Source organism: Collinsella sp. SGI.184 (assembly GCF_050313415.1).
Taxonomy (GTDB): Bacteria; Actinomycetota; Coriobacteriia; order Coriobacteriales; family Coriobacteriaceae; genus Collinsella.
The window spans coordinates 1-18,526 of record NZ_JBNPLJ010000012.1 but is presented as its reverse complement, the minus strand read 5'-3'; the positions used below and the strand labels follow the sequence as shown (position 1 = coordinate 18,526).

Here is an 18,526-nt window from a genome sequence, read left to right as displayed (position 1 = left end):
CTTTCTAATTGACACGCTTTCCATTGTGACCGAAGGGCGTCTGAGCGTGAAGCGCAAACTTTGAGGGCGCATACCTTCCATCCATCATGCGCTCGATGAGTCCCTCGAGCTCGAGTGAGCCCAGGAGTTTGAGCACGCCGACGGCATCGAGGGAGACGAGCGCGGCAATGTCATCGACCTTAAGCGGCGAGGCAATGAGCGCGTGCATCACGGCCTGCTGCGTGGGGTCCAGATCGGCGATACCGGGCGCATCGGGACGCGAATAGCGCAGGGTGCCGTATATTCGCGAGATGGCCATCTCAATAGACTCCTCGTCAACAATGCAGCATGCCCCGTTGGCGATGAGGTAGTTGGTCCCACGCGACTCTGGTGACAAAATGGAGCCCGGTACCGCGAGCAGTTCGCGCCCCAGGTCCATGGCGGCCTCCGCTGTCGAGAACGTGCCCGAGGGCATGCCGGCCTCCGACACGAACAGCGCCTGCGAAAGCGCGGCAATCACCCGGTTACGCCGCGGAAAGGCAAACTTGCGTGGCCCCATACCCCAAGGCGAGATGGACACGACCGCGCCGCCCGTATCGATCGTGCGCGCGATGAGCCCTGCACTCGAACGCGGGTAAACCACGTCGGCGCCCGTACCCAACACCACGACGTGCCTGCCACCAGCGTTGACCGCGGCCCAACCCGAGGCCTGGTCGCAGCCGACCGCACCGCCCGAGACCACCGTCACCCCCGCCTCGACCGCAACTTTCGCGGCCAGCTCTGCCACGGCAAGGCCGTACGGCGAGGCCTTGCGAGCGCCGATGATGGAGAGCGCGGGCGTCGACAGTGCGGCGGGATCGCCACGCACATAAAGCGTCTGGGGTACATCGGAGAGCTCCAAAACGGTAGCTGGATACAACGCATCACCGGGATGCAGCTCAAAAGTCTCCTCGGGCATTACTGGTCCCTCCTCCCCTGGTACATCGCCGCCTCGAGCACGTGGTCTTGGGTTACCCGCTCACTTTCGGCGACATCGGCAATCGTGCGCGCGATACGCACCAAGCGCACGATGCCGCGCCCTGTGAGATGTGTGCGCCTCGACAGGCCGAGCACGCACTTTTCCGCTGCCCCATCGAGCGCAAAGGTCGAAACGACGCCGTCGATGGAACGTGACTCATCGTCCTCGGCCTCGGCATCTGCATCGTCCATACGGGACTCGCGCCAGGCGCGAAATGCCCGACCCCGCACAACATAGTCACGTAGTTCAGCTGACGACATACCCTCGGCGCCCTCGATAATTACCTGCGGGTCGGGTCGGGTCACGTCAATCATAAGGTCAATACGATCGGCCAAGGGACCACGTAGCTTAGACCGATAGCGCTCAACCATCGAAGCCGAGCAGCGGCACGGTACCTCGCGATCGCCCAAAAAGCCGCAGGGACAGGGATTGCTCGCGGCAAGCAGCTGGAACCGCGAGGGAAACGTGAAAGTCCCATCGACGCGTACGATCTTGACGTAGCCGCGCTCGATGGGCTGGCGAAGCGTCTGCAGCACGCTGTTGGGAAACTCGGCAAGCTCGTCTAAAAAGAGCACGCCGCCGTGCGCTAGGCTAATCTCGCCCGGGTGCACCGGCCGACCGCCGCCAATAAGGCCCGCAGTCGAAATGCTGTGGTGGGGGCTACGGAACGGCCGGTGTCCCGCCAGCAAACCATCGATGTTCTCGCCCAAGACGGAATGGATGCACAGCGCCTCTTGCTGATCCTCGAGAGAAAGCTCGGGCAAGATGCCCGTCATGCGGCGTGCAAGCATGGTCTTGCCCGAACCCGGCGAGCCAATCATAAGCAGGCCGAGCTCCCCCGCCGCCGCGAGCGCAATGCCGCGCTTGGCAACCTCCTGCCCCAGCACATCGGCATAATCAAGTTCTGGTTCAAACGACGCCTCGACACCCTCGGAATCCAGATAATGCCGAGCCACCTGGCCCATACCGCGGGCGAGCTGAGACAGATGGTCGATAAAGCCACAGTCCACACCGGCAAGCGGTACATGTTGATCCGACCTTCCTGCGATAAAGGACAGACCCATATCACGCGCCAACAACTGAAACGCAACCTCGCCTTTTACGGGCAGCACGCTACCATCCAGCCCGAGCTCACCGGCAATAAGGCAATGGTCTAGATGGTCGCGGGGAATCTGCCCATCGGCCGCCAGTACCGCGATGGCAATCGGCAGGTCAAAACCACTGCCCGTTTTACGGATGTCGCCCGGAGCCAAGTTGACGGTAATGCCCGCTCGTGGAATCTCAAATCCCGCCGAGCGCATTGCGCAGCGTATGCGGCCACGCGACTCCATCACCTCCATACTTGGAATGCCAAGCATTTGGATACCCGGAATACCGCCGGCAAGCGAGACCTCGACCGTGACGGGAATCGCCTCGACGCCACGAATACATGCAGCGTGGACGGCAAAGGTGTCAAACGCCATCACGATACCTGCCAATCGAATGCGTTGTATTGATGCTCAATCTCCGCAATATGACCGCCGCGGATAGTAACGCCCACCGCGTCGAAGCGAATCGCCTTAAGGGGATAGTGATCCATAAGGTAACAACTCGCGATACGGCGGTAGCGACGCTGCTTTTGGGCGTCCACCGCCTCCTCGGGAAAGACCCGCGTGTTGCAATCTAGGGCGACGCGCCTTGTCTTGATCTCAGCCATCACCACGACATCATCAAGTTCATCAAGCAGTACCAGATCGGCCTCGCCCTCGGGACACCGGTAGCCCTGTTCCAAGAGGGCATAACCGCGCTCACGAAAGTAATCGATTGCAATAAGCTCGCCCAGCATGCCCAGTTCTCGAGGACTGAGGCCCTTAATGAACCCAGGCGTAATCGACGCGCAATCAATCTCCCCGCTCTCCCAAAGCTCTTTGAGCTGTTGCGTCTTGCTCTTTGCACTTGCGGCGCACATGGGGTCTCCTTTCCCGCGCACGATATTGACCCGATCATGGGGCCGCCTTTCTTGCGGGTAAGTACCAAAAGAAAACCAAAGTCCAACAAAAAACAAACAAAAAAGGGACCGCATGCAACAATTGCGTTGCATGCGGTCCCCACCAGCTGGTTTATAAAATCCCAGAAGTCCCTGTCTCCATATTTGCCTTAAAAAAGACGCTCCGTCTGCAAAAAATTTCCGCAGAAGCTCACACGATGCAACGGAGAAAGGCCATGTTTACGAATAGCCTCAATGTGCTCGGGGCTCGCATAGCCCTTTGACTCAGCAAGATGATATTCGGGATACTCGGCATCGTACTCGACCATCATCTCGTCACGCGCGACCTTGGCCATAATGGAAGCAGCGGCGATGCAGGCGATTTTGGCATCTCCCTTGACCACATCGCGCTCGTTGGGGACGGCGCCCAAAGGGTTGCCGTCCATAAGCACGCAATCGGGCTCGAGCCCCGTATCGGCCACCGCACCCGCGACGGCAGCGCGGATGGCGCGGGCCATGCCCATCTCATCGATGTCCGCAGGCGCGATATGGCAAAAACCAATGGCCGTAGCCACCTCGGCAATCTGCACCGAGAGCAGCTCACGACGGGCAGGCGTGAGCTTTTTGGAATCGTTAATGCCCCAAACGCGCGGCTCCATGGGAAGGCAGACAGCGCAGACCGTCAACGGGCCGGCGACAGAGCCGCGCCCCACCTCGTCAACACCAACGACCACGCCATCGCCGCCGAGCTCATGCATAAGCTCGTACATGCCGTTGACGCGCTCGCGCTCGGAAAGTTCCTTGGCATGGCGCTTAAGTGCGCGTTCGCAAGCCTTGATCACCTGCTGGCGCGGATCCTCGCGATAGTGCTCCACGAGGGCGGGAATCTCCTCGAACGTGGCACTCGCCAGCTCGCCGGCAACCTGCGATGCCGAAATCGAGCTCGTCATATTGGCCATACCAGGCCCTCCTTGCATGGAAATCAGATAAAAAGAAGGGCCACCCGAAGGTGACCCTTGTGTCCAAACGAGTGGACCGACGCTGCGATCTTCTTAGCGCTTCTCGGGGATGCGAGCAGCCTTGCCCACCTTGTCGCGGAGGTAGTACAGCTTGGCGCGACGGACGCGACCATGACGGACGACCTCGAGCTTGGCGATCTTGGGGCTGTGAAGCGGGAAGGTACGCTCAACACCGACACCGAAGGAAATCTTGCGGACGGTGAAGGTCTCACGGGCACCGGCGCCGGCCATGCGGATAACGTCACCCTGGAAAACCTGGATACGCTCGCGGTCGCCTTCCTTAATGCGGTAGTGAACCTTGACGTTGTCGGCGACGCGAACCTGAGGAATGTCCTCGCGGATCTGCTGACGCTCGATTGCGCGGATGTAATCCATGTGCAATTCCTTACTCTTCTAGAGGTGCCGTACCACCTTGGCCGGCACGTAGTTGAACAAACGTATTCGAGTATACACGCCACGACCTTGGCTGCAAGAACTATTTTGCCCGTGCGCAAAAAGACAAAAACACGCACTCTTTCTGCACTTATGCGCCGTCCACAGCATCAGTCGTCGGCGTCGTCACGGTCGTTCCGGGCGCGATATAACCGTATTCGAGCAGCACCGAAAGCGCATGCTGCTTCCAGGTGGCAAGCTCTTCGTCATTATAGTTGTCATGAGCCCATTCATTCATCGCATCCTCGGCGGCTTGGGGCACCAGATCCTGGCTGTCTGCCATCAGGTACAGGATGCCTAAGATGTCGAAGTCCTGCTTGGTCATCTCTTCCTTGTTTGATGTGCCGATGAGGCCGTGATCGATGCCGTAGCGGCAGATATCGGTCAAAACGGTAACGAGGCCCGTAGGAATCGGCGAGGCATCTTTTGCGGCAGCGGGCGCGGTGTCGTCAGTCACTGCAGCGGCATCGTCGCTCGCCGGAGCAGGCTCGGCCGCGTTCGCATCGGAAGCCGCCTGCTCTCCCTGGGCAGGAGCCGCGCTATCCGTCGTTGCCGAAGAATCCCCCGAAGAAACGGACGTAACGCTCACCGGTGTCTCGACCACGGTCGTCATCGGGTCGACCGGTGCGGGTGCGGCGATGACCTCGGCCCAATCGGAATACACGCCGTCAATAAAGGCGCGAACATGGAAGGTGCCCGGTTGCGAGATGGTCATCGTGCCGTCCGTCGCGACCGAAATGCCCTTGCTCTCGAGCTCCTGGGCCTCCCAGCTGCAGACCCTATCGACTTCCTTGCCCGTCGTGTCATAGACCGTAGCCGTTAGGCCGTCGATGCCGTTGAGATTCTCCTCGACTCCGACGACGGTCTGTGCCGAGCCCTCGAGTTTGATGCTGCCGTTAAACGACTCGGGCGCCACGTCGCTTACCTTATATTTGTAGGCCGCGGCGTCGATCTCGTCATTGGTCGAAACATGCCCGTTAACGTCCACATAGGTGTCCTCGGGGATAAAGTACTTTACGTAGGCGGTGCCGGCCTTTTTACCCACCACGACTTGCTCGTGGGTGACAGGATCGGTCTGGATCTCGATGACGTCGGACTTGCATTTCTTGCCGTTTTTATCGACCACGCGCCAGTCGCCCGACGACTTCACAAAGCCGTAATAGTCAACATCGTCCTCGTCCCTTGCACGCACGCGATAGGAAGAGATGGGGTCTTCGTCTCCCACCGTAAGCCTTCGGGTCTTATCGGTCTGCAGCGATACGAGAATCTTGGAAATGGGCTTAATGGGCTGCGGCGTACCCAACTGCGTATCGACCGTCACCGACTCAAACGACAGATTGGAACCCGTAATGGACATGGGGTAGGTGGCTGCCATGTCGTTGAGCACATTGCACGTGCGCGGGGCGCCGCCGTTGCGCGAAGGCACCTCGCGATCGGCCAGGACAGAATTCCAATCGATGGCGCGCACCATGTGGTTGTTGGTGCGATGCGACCAGCTCGTAACGTTTCCGGCGGTGGTATCGTAGCCGTCGTCGCCACGATGGGCGATTGAGCGCAGGAACAGGTTCTGCACGGCGTCGGTCGACTGATCGCCAAAGGTGGTGTAGAACGAGCGCTGGTCATAACCGGCGGTATGGAACTCCTGCACGGCGGCGTTGTCGTCGTAGCACTCGCCGTTCATGTTAAAGATAATCACGTCGAACGTCACGCCCACCGGCTGGTCATAGTCCTCGGACAGCGTCGTGGTAGAACTCGTCTGCTTGCTATTGACCTGCGTGTGCGCAGGGATCGTCATATCGACGGTGACCGACTGATTGTCCGTTGTGGTGATCGACTGTTCCTCGGTCTTGCTCGCCTCCCACAACTGGGACATCGTGGTTTCGGCCGAAAACGAAGTCTCGATCTCCTCGCTCGCTGTTGCGGGCACGCCCAGCGACTCCTTGAGGCTCACCGATGCGCCCCACGAGCCGCCTTTGGAATACGATGAGGATTCAGAAGTGCTCGTGCCGACCGTCTCCTCGGTACCGCGGGCGAGCGTGATGCTCTGCGAGGCGTCCTCATAGCCGACGTTAAGTGCCGAGGTAACGAGCTCCTGCTCAGTCTTAGAATCGACAAAGGAATAGCCCGGCGCGTCCTCGGGCGCGCAGTTAAGCTTGTTCATGCTGTTGAGCTGCTGAACTCTAAAGTTATAGAACGCGATGCCAAAGCCATTGAAATCATACTGATAGGTGCCGCCGAGCTTGTCGACACAAGCAATGGTGGCATAGATGACGTCCTGCTCAGTCGTGTCTTTCGACAGTCCGTCGAGCGGCACGTTTTCACGGAAATCGGAGCCCGTCAGCTTGTGACCGATACAGCCGGCGATATCGTCGGTCAAGCGATCGTAGACAGCTTTGAGGCTTTTTGCCGATGTCAGACCACTCTGTTTCGATTTGTCGGCGCCGTCGGAATGCTCACCGTTGCCGCCCGAAAGCGCATCATACAGATAGATGTAGTGACCCTTACCGAAGTCCTTCTCAAAGCCCTTGCCGGCGTGGTCCCAGTACAAAAAGTCCCCGGAGTCGTCGCCTCCACCATAGCCAAGGATGTTATAGGCAAGCGATGCCCAGTTGGGCAACACCTTTTTGACGGCGGCCGTATAGAACGAGACGTTGTCGTACATCGAGGTACGGCCCTCGAGCTTGCCGTCATCGATATCTACAAACGTGCAGTCGCGATCATTGACCGTAATGGTGAGCGGGTTGACCACGTCGCCATAAAGCTTGTCGCGCGATTCATCCTGAAGGGCAAAACCGGCCGTCGGCATCCCGCAAAGCGCCGTGACCGCAACGACCACCCAGCACAGGGTCATCTGTGCTCCCCGACGCGCTCGTTGCAAATACCTGGTGAGGTTTTTCATCGCAGTCCTCCCGTCAGTTGCCAATGTATTGAACCAATAGAATCAATATAAAACGCCGCCGCGTCCACAGGGGGTGCGGCGGCGCGAAGGGGGGCGTAAGAGGCGCAAACGGAACGCGACTCAGTTAAGCGGAACGCTTGGCCTCGAGCTTGGCCTGGGCGGCAGCCAGTCGTGCGAGGGGTACGCGATAGGGCGAGCAGGACACGTAGTCCACATCGGCCACGTTGAACAGGCCCTTGATGGACTTGGGGTCGCCACCGTGCTCGCCGCACACGCCAAAGTGCATATCGGGGTTGGCGGCGCGACCCTTCTCGACGGCCATACGCACCAGCTCGAGCACCGCCGCGTCGATGGTCTCGAAGGGATTATCCTTCAGGATCTTCTTGTGCATATACAGCGGGATGAACTTGGCCTCGGCGTCGTCGCGCGAGAAGCCGAAGGTTGTCTGGGTGAGGTCGTTGGTGCCAAAGCAGAAGAAGTCGGCATGGTGGGCGATCTCGTCGGCGACCATGCAGGCGCGCGGCAGCTCGAGCATCGTGCCCACGGGAATATTGAGCTCGACGCCCTCCTCGGCGGATACCTCGGCGATCACGCGCTCGATGACCTCGCGGGTCTGGACATGCTCGGCTGTGATGGAAACGAGCGGGACCATAATCTCGGGGCGCGGGTCGACGCCCTCCTTGATAAGGCGGGCGGCAGCCGTGGCGACGGCGCGAACCTGCATGAGCGGCAGATCGCCAAAGACAACGGACAGGCGCACACCGCGCAAGCCGAGCATCGGGTTGGACTCAACCATGCCGTCGATTCGACGCAGGCGGGCACGCAGGGTGGCAAGCTCTTCCTCGCTGGCGCCGGCGGCTTCCTTCTTGGTGATGGCGACCTCGAGCTCGCGAGGATTATCCAGGAACTCATGCAGCGGCGGATCGAGCAGGCGAACGACCACATCGCGACCGGACATGGTCTTAAACATCGCCAGAAAGTCCTCGGTCTGAACCTTGAGCAGGTCGGCCAGGGCCTGCTGCTTCACGGCCTCGTCGTCGGACAGGATAAAACTCTGGATGATGTTCTTGCGGTCGCCCAGGAACATGTGCTCGGTGCGGCACAGGCCGATGGCCTCGGCGCCAAACTCGAGTGCGAGCGCGGCATCCTCGGGGTTGTCGGCGTTGACGCGCACGTGGTTGGCGTGACCGTCGGTCTCGTCCAGGCGAATCTCGTCTGCCCAGGACAGAATGGTGTCCAGGTCGCCGGTGAGCTCGGCGGAGACCAGATCGACGGCGCCATCGACGACGATACCCTGGGTGCCGTCGATGGAGATGATGTCGCCCTCGTGCAGCACACGATCGCTGCCCTCGATGCGCACGACCTTCTCGGCGGCGTCAATATGGAAGCGCTCAACGCCGCAGACACAGGGCGTACCCATACCGCGGGCGATAACGGCGGCATGGCTCGTCTTGCCGCCGTGGCTGGTAAGGATGCCCTCGGCAGCGACCATGCCCTTCAAGTCATCGGGGTTGGTCTCCCAGCGAACCAGAATGACCTTGTGGCCCTCGTTGGCGCGCGCGACGGCATCGTCGCTCGAGAACACGACCTCGCCCACGGCGGCGCCGGGGCTGGCGTTAAGGCCGCAGGCCAGGGCCTCGTACTTCTTGGAGGAGTCGAACTGCGGATGCAGAAGCTGGTCGAGCTGCGCGGGATCGATGCGACTCACGGCCTCCTCGCGGGTGATGAGGCCCTCCTCGACCATCTCGATAGCGATGCGCAGCGCGGCGGTAGCGGTGCGCTTGCCCACGCGGGTCTGAAGCATCCAAAGTTTACCCTGCTCGATGGTGAATTCGATATCGCACATATCGCGGTAATGATCCTCGAGCGTCAGGAAAACGCGCTCGAGCTCCTCACCAGCGGACTCGAGGCCCGGGGTGGTCTTGAGGTCGGCGATGGGCTCAGTGTTGCGGATGCCGGCGACGACGTCCTCACCCTGGGCGTTAACCAAAAAGTCACCGTAGAACTCCTTGGTGCCATCGGCCGGATTGCGCGTAAAGGCGACGCCGGTCGCAGAGGTCTCGCCTTTGTTGCCAAAAGCCATGGCCTGAACGTTGACGGCGGTACCGAGCTCGTCGGAAATGCCATGTTGTTTGCGGTAGATGCAGGCGCGCTCGTTCATCCAGCTGCCAAAGACGGCCTGGATGGCAAGGCGCAGCTGGAGCTCCGGATCGCGCGGGAAGACGGGCTTGCCGTCGACAACCTCGAGCTCGGGATACAGGGCAGCCTCGACGTTCTCGGAGAAGATGCCCTTGAAGGTCTCGACGAGCTCCTGCAGGTCCTCGGCCGAAAGCTCGGAATCGACGCGAACGCCGGCGACCAAGCGAGCCTGGGTCAGGGCGTTCTCAAACAAGTCGGCATCGACACCCATAACGACGTTGGAGAACATCTGGATAAAGCGGCGGTAGCTATCCCAGGCAAAACGCGGGTTTTGCGTCTGGGCAATGAGGCCCAGAACGGAGTCGTCGTTAAGGCCCAAGTTGAGGACCGTGTCCATCATGCCGGGCATGGAGAACGGAGCACCCGAGCGAACCGACACGAGCAGCGGGTCGGATGCGTCACCAAGCTTCTTGCCGCAGCGGGCCTCGAGATCGGCCTCGGCGGCAACAATCTCATCGAGTGCGCCTTCGGGCCACACGTTGCCGGCACCAGAGTACTCGACACAGGTTTGGCAGGTAATGGTAAAGCCACCGGGAACCGGCAGGCCGATGCGGCTCATCTCGGCAAGATTTGCACCCTTGCCGCCAAGCACGAAGTTCATGGACTTGTCGCCCTCAGTGACACAGGTGCCCTGGGCGTCGGTTCCAAAACGGTAAACCCTCTTGCAATCGCTCACGATACTCCCCTTCCATGCGCTGTCGCGCACGACCGTGGTAACGAATCGACCCGCCGGATGCGAGCCGTGAGGGTACTATACGGCGGGTATTGGAAGTGCTTGCGTAGAGGGTGCGAGGTTTGGTAAACGTGGTAAAACTGACGGTAAACGGTAGATAAAGGTGGTTACCTTATGAAGATACCAGTGTAGGAGACTTGCAGGTCAACTGAAAGAACTTTGCTAAATCGCTTTACCATAAGTGGCTAATTTGGGACGGGGCTTTTTTAGCTACCCCGTCGGCAATCGGCCAAAAAGCTCGCGGCCTCAGCCGGGGTAGCTAAAAAAGCCCCGTCCCAAATTAGCTACTTTTGTTGGGCTCGGCGAGCGGCACGACGGGCTCGAGCTTCTTGGATTTCCTCCAAATGACCGATGATCTCGGATGCACTCTCCTCAATCGCCTTACCGTCGGTACGCACCACAAAGCAGCCTAGGCGCTTCATGAGGGCACGGGCTTCCTCAAGCTCGCTGCGCACACTCTCGGGCTCGGCATAGGAGCCGGCGACGGCGCGAGCGTAGTCATCGCCCAAGCGGCTGTCGCGAATCTCAGAAATTACGTCAACGGTCGAAATCAGGCCGAACAGGCGCATCGGGTCGACCTCGTAAATCGACTTCGGCGGCTCCATGCCGTGCGCCAGCGGAACGTTTGCGACCTTGTAACCCTGATAGGCCAAATACATCGACAGCGGCGTTTTGGACGTACGCGACACGCCCAGCAGCACGATATCGGCCCCCGAAAGGTCGTCGCAACCGCGCCCGTCATCGTGCTCAACAAAATACTCCATAGCCTCAATGCGGTGGAAATAGCGGTCATCCGTTTTGTGAATAACGCCCGCAACGCCCTTGGGCGGAACACCGATGAGCGACGACAGCACGGCAAGGGTCGGACCAATCAGGTCGACAGAGCGAATATGCAGCATACCCAGGTAATCGAGCACGCGGGCGCGAAGCGCCGGATCGACGATAGTGTGGAACACGGCGATATCACGATGGTCCGCATCGACGCGCGGGCCCACAAACGACTTGACCTGCTCCACAGAGTTCACTTTGGGCAAGCGCAAGAGACGAAAAGCCCCTTCATCAAATTGCCCGGACGCCGCAAGCACCACCTCACAAGCGGTATCACCGAGCGAGTCGGAGATAACGATAACGGTGGGACGTGCGGTGACCGGGCAATCCATGCGGGGCTCCTTTTGCGCTTATGCGCAGGCTGGCTTACTTTTTGCGGGCAAGCTCACCGATGTTGGCGATGCCAGAGAAAACGGCCTCGAAGCGGTTGAGCAGCTTAAGGCGATTATCGCGGAGCTGCTCGTCCTTGTCCATGACCATAACCTCGTCGAAGAAGCGGTCGATGGGGGCACGCAGGGCGGCAAGGGCGGCAAATGCGGCCGGGTAATCCTCGGCAGCAAGGGCGCCATCGACAGCGGTCTGAGCAGCCTCGGAGGCATCGGCAAGCGCGAGCTCGGCCTCACCCATCAGGCTGCGATCGTACTCCATACCCAGCTTGGGCTTGGAGATGTGCGCGGCGCGGGCATAGGCAGTAGCCAGGTTGTCGAAGGTCTCGGCATCGTTCTTACGAGCCTCGTCGAGCGCGGCGCAGCGGGCGAAGAAGACGGACGGAGCGATGATGTGCACCGCGGAGACGGCGGCGACGGTATCCGCCGGAATCTTCTCGTCGCGGGCCATGCTCACCAGACGGCCGTGGAAGAAGTCACGGACCTGCTGGGCGACCTCGGCGGCGTCGAACTCGATGCCCTGCTCGCTATAGAGCTCAAGGGCAAAGTCGATGAGCGTCGTGGGGTCGATCGGCAGACGATCGCGCAGGATGTTGATAATGCCGATAGCGGCGCGACGCAGCGCGTAGGGGTCGGAAGAGCCGGTCGGGGGCTCACCGATGGCAAAGATACCGGCAATGGTATCGAGCTTGTCGGCACAGGCCACGATGCAGCCAGCGGTGCCCTCGGGCAGCTCATCGCCGGCAAAGCGGGGACGATAGTGATCGCGAATGGCGTGGGCGACCTCGTCGTTCTCCCCCATCGCAGTCGCGTAATAGCCACCCATCACGCCCTGCTGGCTCGTAAACTCGACGACGGCGTTGGAAACCAGGTCGGCCTTGCACAGGTGCGCGGCACGAGCGGCATCGGCAGCGAGGTGGGCGCCCAGATGGGCCTCGCGGGCAATAGCGAGCGCGAGCTGCTCAATGCGCTCGGACTTGGCGAGCACGCTGCCGAGCTTCTCCTGGAAGGCAACCTTGGCCAGACGCTCACGGAACTCGTCGAGGGAGATCTTCAGGTCCTCCTCGTAGAAGAACTTGGCATCGTCCAGACGGGCGCGCACGACGCGCTCGTTGCCGTCGATCACACGATCGGCATTCTCGGGCTTGCTGTTGGAGACGACCACGAACTCACGCGTGAGCTTGCCCTCGCCGTCATAGATCGGGAAGTAGCGCTGGTTGGTGAGCATGGACTCGCAGATGATCTCGTGCGGGACCTTGAGGAACTCCTCGTCGAAGGTACCGACGAGCACCGTCGGCCACTCGCAGAGGTTAATGACCTCCTCGAAAACCTTCTTGGGCGTGTCGACATGGCAGCCAGGGCGAGCGGCCTCGACCTCGGCAATACCGGCAAGGATGGCCTCACGACGACGCTCGGCAGAGAGCACGCCGGCGTCCTCGAGCACCTGCTCGTAGACGGCGGGGCTGGCGACAACATGGTCACCGGCGCCCAGCACGCGATGTCCGCGCGTGGTGTTGCCGCTCGTCACATCGGCAAACGTCACGGGCACAACGTCCTCGCCCAAAAGGCAGCAGATCCAACGGACCGGACGCACAAACGTAGCGTGCTCGTGGCCCCAGCGCTGGCTGCGGTAGTTGGGCCACTGCAGGCCGGCAATGGTCTTCTCGCACAGGGCCGTCAGAATAGGGGTAGCCGGCACGGAGGGAATGTTCTTCTCGGCGAATACGTACTCGCGGCCGTCGGTGTCCTCGCGACGGATCAGGTCCTCGGCAGCCACACCGCACTTGCGGGCGAAGCCCTGGGCGGCCTTGGTGGCGTTGCCGTCGGCATCGAAGGCAATGTTTGCCGCAGGGCCGCGCTTGACCTCGTGGACCTCATCGGTCGCGGTGGCGACGTTGGTCACGAGCGCAGCCAGACGACGCGGGCTCGAGATCACGCGGACCTCGCCATGGGCCAGGCCGGCCTCGTCGAGGCCCTTGGCGATCATATCGCCAAGCTGCTTGACGGCATTGTTCAGCGGTGCGGAGGGCATTTCCTCTGTACCGATCTCAAACAGGAAATCCTTAGCGTCTGCCATGGCTTACGCCACCTCGCCTTCCTGGTCGGCATTCTCGTTAACTCCGGCGACCTCGGCCATATAGGCCTCGCAGCACGCCTTGGCGACGGCGCGGACGCGCAGGATGTAGTTGGCGCGCTCGACTGCGGACAGGGCGCCGCGGGCATCGAGCAGGTTGAAGGCATGGCTGCACTTCATGACGCAGTCGTATGCGGGCAGCGGCAGCTTGCGCTCCAGACAGGAGTGGCACTCGGCCTCGTAGTCGTCAAACTTCTGACGCATCATCTCGACGTTAGCGACCTCAAAATTGTAGGCGCTAAACTCGCGCTCGTTCTCCAGGAACACGTCACCGTAGGTCATGGGCGTGCCGTCGGGCAGGTAGCTCCACACCAGGTCATAGACGGAGTTGACGCCCTGGGCGTACATTGCGATGCGCTCCAGGCCGTAGGTGATCTCGACGGGCACGGGGTCGACCTCGATGCCGCCCACCTGCTGGAAGTACGTAAACTGCGTGACCTCCATGCCGTTGAGCCAGACCTCCCAGCCAAGGCCCCAGGCGCCGAGCGTCGGGCTCTCCCAGTCGTCCTCGACAAAACGAACGTCATGGTCGTTGGGGTCCAGGCCAATGGCGGCAAGAGACCCCAGGTAAAGCTCCTGGGCGTTGACCGGAGAAGGCTTGATGAGCACCTGGAACTGATAGTAGTGCTGCATGCGGTTGGGGTTCTCGCCGTAGCGGCCGTCGGCGGGACGGCGGCAGGGCTGCGCATAGCAGGTGCGCCACTCGGCAGGACCGAGCGAGCGCAGCGTGGTCGCGGTATGGAAGGTACCGGCACCGACCTCGGAGTCATAGGGCTGCATAATGACGCAGCCCTGCTCGCCCCAGTACTGCTGGAGGCGCAGGATGATGTCTTGGAAGGAAAGCGATGAAGCGTTCATGCCTCTAATATCCCCTCGTCGAAACGATTACACGGTTAGGTACTGTACTATAGCGGTTTTTAGTCGATAGCGCCCAGACGGTTGAGCGGCCAGTAACGCACGAGCGCCACGGCGATCAGGTCCGAACGGTCGACCGGACCAAAGTAGCGTGAGTCGGCTGAGTTCTCGCGGTTGTCGCCCATCACCCACACGCACCCATCAGGGACGGTGTAGGGATAGCTCACCTGAGCACCAGGCGCCTGGACCGACAGTGGCCAGCTCATGCCTGTCGTATAGTCCTCGTCGAGCGCTTGGCCGTCAACGACCACCTTGCCGTCCTGCAGGTTGACCGTCTGGCCGGCCGTAGCGATAACGCGCTTAACGAGCACATCATGCTCAGAGGTGCCATCGGGGTTGTGGAACACCACAATATCGCCCTGTTTGACAGGCTGGCCGAGCTCAAGCGTCACCTTTTGCGCCAGGATCTGGTCGCCAATCTCAATCGTGGGCTCCATGGAACCGGTGGGAACCACAAAGGGCTCGACCACAAAGGTGCGAATCAAGAAGGTGGCCACGAGCGCGATTGCGACGATCACGACCCACTCAAACGCGCCCTTTAGCATGGAATGCTGCGACGGAACCATTCTCACTCCTCGCTCTGCGAATACGAAGCGTCCAAAATCTCCTGCGCATACGCGCGTTCCTTAGGCGTAAGCCGCGCCGTCTCAATTAAGTCGGGACGCCAGCGACAGGTGCGCTCGATGGCGTTCTTGCGGCGCCAAGCGTCAACCTTGGCGTGGTCACCACTTACAAGCACGGGAGGCACGCCCTCGCCGTTAAACTCGGCGGGGCGGGTGTACTGCGCGTACTCGAGCAGGCCTCCGTCCTCGGCGGTCGAGAATGATTCGTCAACGTTGCTCATCTCGTCACCAAGCGCGCCGGGAATCAGACGCACGACGGCGTCAGCAACAACCATAGCAGGCAGCTCGCCGCCCGTGAGCACATAGTCGCCGATCGACAGGCGCTCGTCGGCATAGGCATACGCGCGCTCATCGACACCCTCGTAGCGGCTGCACACAAACAGCAGGCGCTCGCTTTGGAGCAGGCGCTCGGCTACATGCTGCGTAAAAGGCTCACCGCAGGGCGTAAAGAACACCACGGTGGGCTTGGGACCCTCAGAGCTAATGGCCTCGATTGCCTCGGCAATAGGCTCGACCTTCATGAGCATGCCCTGACCGCCGCCGTACGGCTCGTCATCGACGGTACGATGGCGATCGTGCGTCCAGTCGCGCAGGTTATACGCCTTAAAATCAAAAAGGCCGGCCTTGCGGGCGCGGCCCAAAATCGATGTGGACATGACGGGCTCAAACATCTCGGGAAAGACCGAAAGGGTCTCGATCAGCATGTTGTCCTCCCTACTTGTCCATATCGATCAAGCCGTCCATAACGTGGACGGATATTGCTCCCCGATCGGGAAGATCGAGCACAACTTGCTCGATCACGGGAATCAGCACCTCGCCATACCGATCACCCTCGACAACCCAAACGTCGTTGGCGGGCGTCGACATAATCTCAACGATCGTTCCGAGCGACCCAAAGCGCTCGTCAACCACCTCTCGACCCATAAGGTCGGTATAGGCGGCATCAAGTGAATCGAGCTCAAAGTCATCACGGTTCGCCAGAACGAAACAACCCGTGATGCCCTCGGCGGCCGTCAAGTCGTCAATGCCCTCAAACGAAACCAGATCGCCATCGCCCGTATCGGTAACGGATGTAACCGTGCAAAAGCGGTCACGCTTGAGCGCCGGTGGCGTCAGGGCGACACGCATACCCGGCTCCAATACAGAAGGAAGCCCCCGCAGCGGCTGCGCGAGGACCTCCCCCTTCCTTCCATGCGGCTTAACCACACGGGCGATGTTTTTGTACTGGGACCTCAAGGTCCTAGCCCAGAACCTCTACCTCGACGGAAGTGTCGAGGCGAGCGGCCAGTGCACGGGCGAGCGTGCGAATGGCCTTGATGGTACGGCCGCGACGGCCAATGACCTTAGCTACGTCATCCTCGGCGACCGAAACCTCAATAGTTGAGGCATCGTCGCCATCGATAACTTCCAGGCTCACGGAATCCGGGTCGTCGACGATCTGAACAACGAGATATTCGACGAGATCGGCGATGCGATCTGAGAGCATTGCCTCACCCTCGAGCTGTGCAGCGTCAACCTCAGGCACGATTTACTCCTCGGCGCCCTCAGCGGCCTCAGCGGCCTCAGCGGCAGCCTTAGCGGCCTCGGCCTCTTTGGCGAGCTGCTTCTTGGACTTCTTGACGACGGTCTCGGTCTTCTCGCCCTCGTTGGCGGCCTTGACCAGGGCGGCGACAGCGTCGGTGAGCTGAGCGCCCTTGGACTGCCAGTCAGCAATCTTCTCGAGATCGAGGTTGATGGTCTTGGGGGCGGTCATCGGATTGTAGCGGCCAACCTCCTCGATGATACGACCGTCACGCGGGGCGCGGGAATCGGCGACGACGACACGGTAGTACGGACGCTTCTTAGCGCCGTGACGAGCAAGGCGAATCTTGACTGCCAAAGGAAACTCCTCCAACCAAGCAGCTTTAGGCTGCAACTACAAACAAACAGTTGAATATAATACGCCATCGACGCGGGCAGGTGAAGTCCGTGAGACCAACTTCTTCGGTGTAGTCGAAGGCAAATCCATATCTTAGACAAGAATTCGCGATTTGCAAGCACATCCACGCACCCCACATGAGCTGCGCGGTATACTCATGCCATGAAAAGATGCGAACATACATACGGTTATGAGGATACTGCGGGCGTCACGCCGCCGCCCTGGACGGGTCCGGCGGTGGGTCTGATGGATCTCGATGCGTTTTTTGCGAGCGTGGAGATGCTCGATCATCCCGAGTGGCGCGGCAAGCCGCTTATCGTTGGCGGAGACGCCGAATCGCGCGGCGTCGTCTCCACCTGCTCATACGAGGCACGCCGCCTTGGCGTGCACTCCGCCATGCCCTCGGCCGAGGCGCGCCGCCTCTGTCCGCAGGCCATTTGGACACACGGGCATTTCGACCGCTACCACGAGGTCAGCGCACAGGTCATGAATATTCTTGCCGACGAGACACCACGCGTTGAGCGCGTGTCCATTGACGAGGCCTTTATCGACATCACGCCGGGCCGCTTTGCGCCCGAGGACCCACTGCTCGTCGTACGACGCATCAGCGATCGCGTGGCGGCACTGGGGGTGACCTGCTCCATCGGCGTCGGTTGCAACAAAACGGTGGCCAAGATTGCAAGCGAGCGAGACAAGCCGTTTGGGCTTACGGTCGTACGCCCGGGAACTGAGCAGCGTTTTCTGGCACCGTTACCTGTTTCTGCCATGAGCGGTATCGGGCGCTCGGCCGAGGAGCGGCTGCGCCGCATGCGGATTTACACGCTGGGCGAGCTGTCGCGCGCACCGGAATCCACACTGTCTGCGATTTTTGGCGTTAACGGCGAGCGCATGCGCCAGCGTGCGTTGGGGCTCGAGGTTTCCGAAGTCACGAGCCTCGATGAAGAGCGTGAGGTCAAGTCGGTAAGCAATGAGCGCACCTTTGCGAAAGATTTGACCGAGCGCGGGGACATCGAAGCGGCGATTGCACTATTGGGCGAATCCGTCGGACGTCGCCTGCGCCGCCAGGGGCTTACCGGCGCCACGGTGACGCTCAAACTTAAGTACTCGTACGGCAGCGGTCGCTCGGCACAGCGACGACTCCCCCATCCCACCGACGACGAGAACATCTTTGTGGCGGTAGCGATCGAGTTGCTCGACAACATCTGGCAGGAAGGAATGCATGTACGCCTTGCCGGCATAGGCATGAGTGACTTCAATCATCAAGGCGGCATACAGACCGACCTGTTTTGCGAAGTCGACGACCGCGGAGCCCAATCCAGCGACCGCCGTGACCTCTCCGTCGCCATCGACGCAGTCCGAGACAAGTTCGGCGACACCGCCCTATCCTTCGGCCGCCAATCACGCTTCTCCTCCCACTAAGTAGTCAATTTGGGACGGGGCTTTTTTAGCTACTTTAGATTGTCAGGGTAGTGCGGGG

General features: G+C 60.7%; 16 protein-coding genes. 1 reads left to right on the top strand and 15 read right to left on the bottom strand.

The features are described from left to right. Positions 1 to 4: 4 nt before the first annotated feature. The 15 genes from ACQRAJ_RS05350 to rpsP form a co-directional block, all read right to left on the bottom strand. Positions 5 to 937: a DNA-processing protein DprA gene (locus ACQRAJ_RS05350; protein WP_427747922.1), complete on the bottom strand. Its 933-nt coding sequence runs from the start codon at positions 935 to 937 to the stop codon at positions 5 to 7. After that, positions 937 to 2,460: a YifB family Mg chelatase-like AAA ATPase gene (locus ACQRAJ_RS05345; RefSeq protein WP_427747921.1), complete on the bottom strand. Its 1,524-nt coding sequence runs from the start codon at positions 2,458 to 2,460 to the stop codon at positions 937 to 939. Before ACQRAJ_RS05345 ends, ACQRAJ_RS05350 begins: the two co-directional genes overlap by 1 nt. Continuing rightward, on the bottom strand, positions 2,460 to 2,945 hold the full coding sequence (locus ACQRAJ_RS05340; protein ID WP_154516246.1) for a YraN family protein: 486 nt from the start codon (positions 2,943 to 2,945) through the stop codon (positions 2,460 to 2,462). Before ACQRAJ_RS05340 ends, ACQRAJ_RS05345 begins: the two co-directional genes overlap by 1 nt. Before the next feature lie 188 nt (positions 2,946 to 3,133). After that, positions 3,134 to 3,922 carry a ribonuclease HII gene (locus ACQRAJ_RS05335; RefSeq protein WP_427747920.1) on the bottom strand — a complete coding sequence of 263 codons (789 nt, stop codon included), beginning with the start codon at positions 3,920 to 3,922 and terminating at the stop codon, positions 3,134 to 3,136. A gap of 93 nt (positions 3,923 to 4,015) precedes the next feature. After that, positions 4,016 to 4,357, bottom strand: a complete 342-nt coding sequence (gene rplS / locus ACQRAJ_RS05330; RefSeq protein ID WP_117583231.1) for a 50S ribosomal protein L19 — start codon at positions 4,355 to 4,357, stop codon at positions 4,016 to 4,018. Between the two features lie 148 nt (positions 4,358 to 4,505). Continuing rightward, positions 4,506 to 7,265: a hypothetical protein gene (locus ACQRAJ_RS05325; protein ID WP_427747919.1), complete on the bottom strand. Its 2,760-nt coding sequence runs from the start codon at positions 7,263 to 7,265 to the stop codon at positions 4,506 to 4,508. A 172-nt stretch (positions 7,266 to 7,437) separates the two neighbouring features. Then, positions 7,438 to 10,188 carry a pyruvate, phosphate dikinase gene (ppdK, locus tag ACQRAJ_RS05320; protein ID WP_427747918.1) on the bottom strand — a complete coding sequence of 917 codons (2,751 nt, stop codon included), beginning with the start codon at positions 10,186 to 10,188 and terminating at the stop codon, positions 7,438 to 7,440. 341 nt (positions 10,189 to 10,529) lie between these two features. Next, positions 10,530 to 11,405, bottom strand: a complete 876-nt coding sequence (locus ACQRAJ_RS05315; protein WP_154516238.1) for a pyruvate, water dikinase regulatory protein — start codon at positions 11,403 to 11,405, stop codon at positions 10,530 to 10,532. Between the two features lie 34 nt (positions 11,406 to 11,439). Continuing rightward, a complete protein-coding gene (gene glyS, locus ACQRAJ_RS05310) occupies positions 11,440 to 13,536 on the bottom strand; it encodes a glycine--tRNA ligase subunit beta (RefSeq protein ID WP_427747917.1) in 2,097 nt (698 codons plus the stop codon). A gap of 3 nt (positions 13,537 to 13,539) precedes the next feature. Beyond that, positions 13,540 to 14,451: a glycine--tRNA ligase subunit alpha gene (locus ACQRAJ_RS05305; RefSeq protein WP_006236091.1), complete on the bottom strand. Its 912-nt coding sequence runs from the start codon at positions 14,449 to 14,451 to the stop codon at positions 13,540 to 13,542. A 59-nt stretch (positions 14,452 to 14,510) separates the two neighbouring features. Continuing rightward, on the bottom strand, positions 14,511 to 15,074 hold the full coding sequence (lepB, locus tag ACQRAJ_RS05300; RefSeq protein ID WP_427747916.1) for a signal peptidase I: 564 nt from the start codon (positions 15,072 to 15,074) through the stop codon (positions 14,511 to 14,513). A gap of 2 nt (positions 15,075 to 15,076) precedes the next feature. After that, positions 15,077 to 15,835 (bottom strand): tRNA (guanosine(37)-N1)-methyltransferase TrmD, encoded by a 759-nt coding sequence (gene trmD, locus ACQRAJ_RS05295; protein ID WP_427747915.1) that lies wholly within the window; start codon positions 15,833 to 15,835, stop codon positions 15,077 to 15,079. A 10-nt stretch (positions 15,836 to 15,845) separates the two neighbouring features. Beyond that, entirely contained in the window at positions 15,846 to 16,337 is a 492-nt protein-coding gene (rimM, locus tag ACQRAJ_RS05290; RefSeq protein ID WP_427717603.1) for a ribosome maturation factor RimM, read from the bottom strand. 34 nt (positions 16,338 to 16,371) lie between these two features. Next, entirely contained in the window at positions 16,372 to 16,617 is a 246-nt protein-coding gene (locus ACQRAJ_RS05285) for a KH domain-containing protein (RefSeq protein WP_154516529.1), read from the bottom strand. Positions 16,618 to 16,659: 42 nt separating this feature from the next. Continuing rightward, complete coding sequence (gene rpsP / locus ACQRAJ_RS05280) at positions 16,660 to 17,010, bottom strand: 30S ribosomal protein S16 (protein WP_427717582.1); 351 nt, start codon at positions 17,008 to 17,010, stop codon at positions 16,660 to 16,662. Between the two features lie 201 nt (positions 17,011 to 17,211). Between rpsP and dinB the strand changes: the two genes are divergently transcribed. Continuing rightward, positions 17,212 to 18,468 (top strand): DNA polymerase IV, encoded by a 1,257-nt coding sequence (gene dinB, locus ACQRAJ_RS05275; RefSeq protein ID WP_427747914.1) that lies wholly within the window; start codon positions 17,212 to 17,214, stop codon positions 18,466 to 18,468. Positions 18,469 to 18,526: the final 58 nt, after the last annotated feature.

Coding starts and splice junctions, on each gene's coding strand:
- ACQRAJ_RS05350 (WP_427747922.1), bottom strand. CDS start 937: ATGCCCGAGGAGACTTTTGAGCTGCATCCCGGTGATGCGTTGTATCCA.
- ACQRAJ_RS05345 (WP_427747921.1), bottom strand. CDS start 2,460: ATGGCGTTTGACACCTTTGCCGTCCACGCTGCATGTATTCGTGGCGTC.
- ACQRAJ_RS05340 (WP_154516246.1), bottom strand. CDS start 2,945: ATGTGCGCCGCAAGTGCAAAGAGCAAGACGCAACAGCTCAAAGAGCTT.
- ACQRAJ_RS05335 (WP_427747920.1), bottom strand. CDS start 3,922: ATGGCCAATATGACGAGCTCGATTTCGGCATCGCAGGTTGCCGGCGAG.
- rplS (WP_117583231.1), bottom strand. CDS start 4,357: ATGGATTACATCCGCGCAATCGAGCGTCAGCAGATCCGCGAGGACATT.
- ACQRAJ_RS05325 (WP_427747919.1), bottom strand. CDS start 7,265: ATGACCCTGTGCTGGGTGGTCGTTGCGGTCACGGCGCTTTGCGGGATG.
- ACQRAJ_RS05315 (WP_154516238.1), bottom strand. CDS start 11,405: ATGGATTGCCCGGTCACCGCACGTCCCACCGTTATCGTTATCTCCGAC.
- glyS (WP_427747917.1), bottom strand. CDS start 13,536: ATGGCAGACGCTAAGGATTTCCTGTTTGAGATCGGTACAGAGGAAATG.
- ACQRAJ_RS05305 (WP_006236091.1), bottom strand. CDS start 14,451: ATGAACGCTTCATCGCTTTCCTTCCAAGACATCATCCTGCGCCTCCAG.
- lepB (WP_427747916.1), bottom strand. CDS start 15,074: ATGGTTCCGTCGCAGCATTCCATGCTAAAGGGCGCGTTTGAGTGGGTC.
- trmD (WP_427747915.1), bottom strand. CDS start 15,835: ATGCTGATCGAGACCCTTTCGGTCTTTCCCGAGATGTTTGAGCCCGTC.
- ACQRAJ_RS05285 (WP_154516529.1), bottom strand. CDS start 16,617: ATGCTCTCAGATCGCATCGCCGATCTCGTCGAATATCTCGTTGTTCAG.
- dinB (WP_427747914.1), top strand. CDS start 17,212: ATGAAAAGATGCGAACATACATACGGTTATGAGGATACTGCGGGCGTC.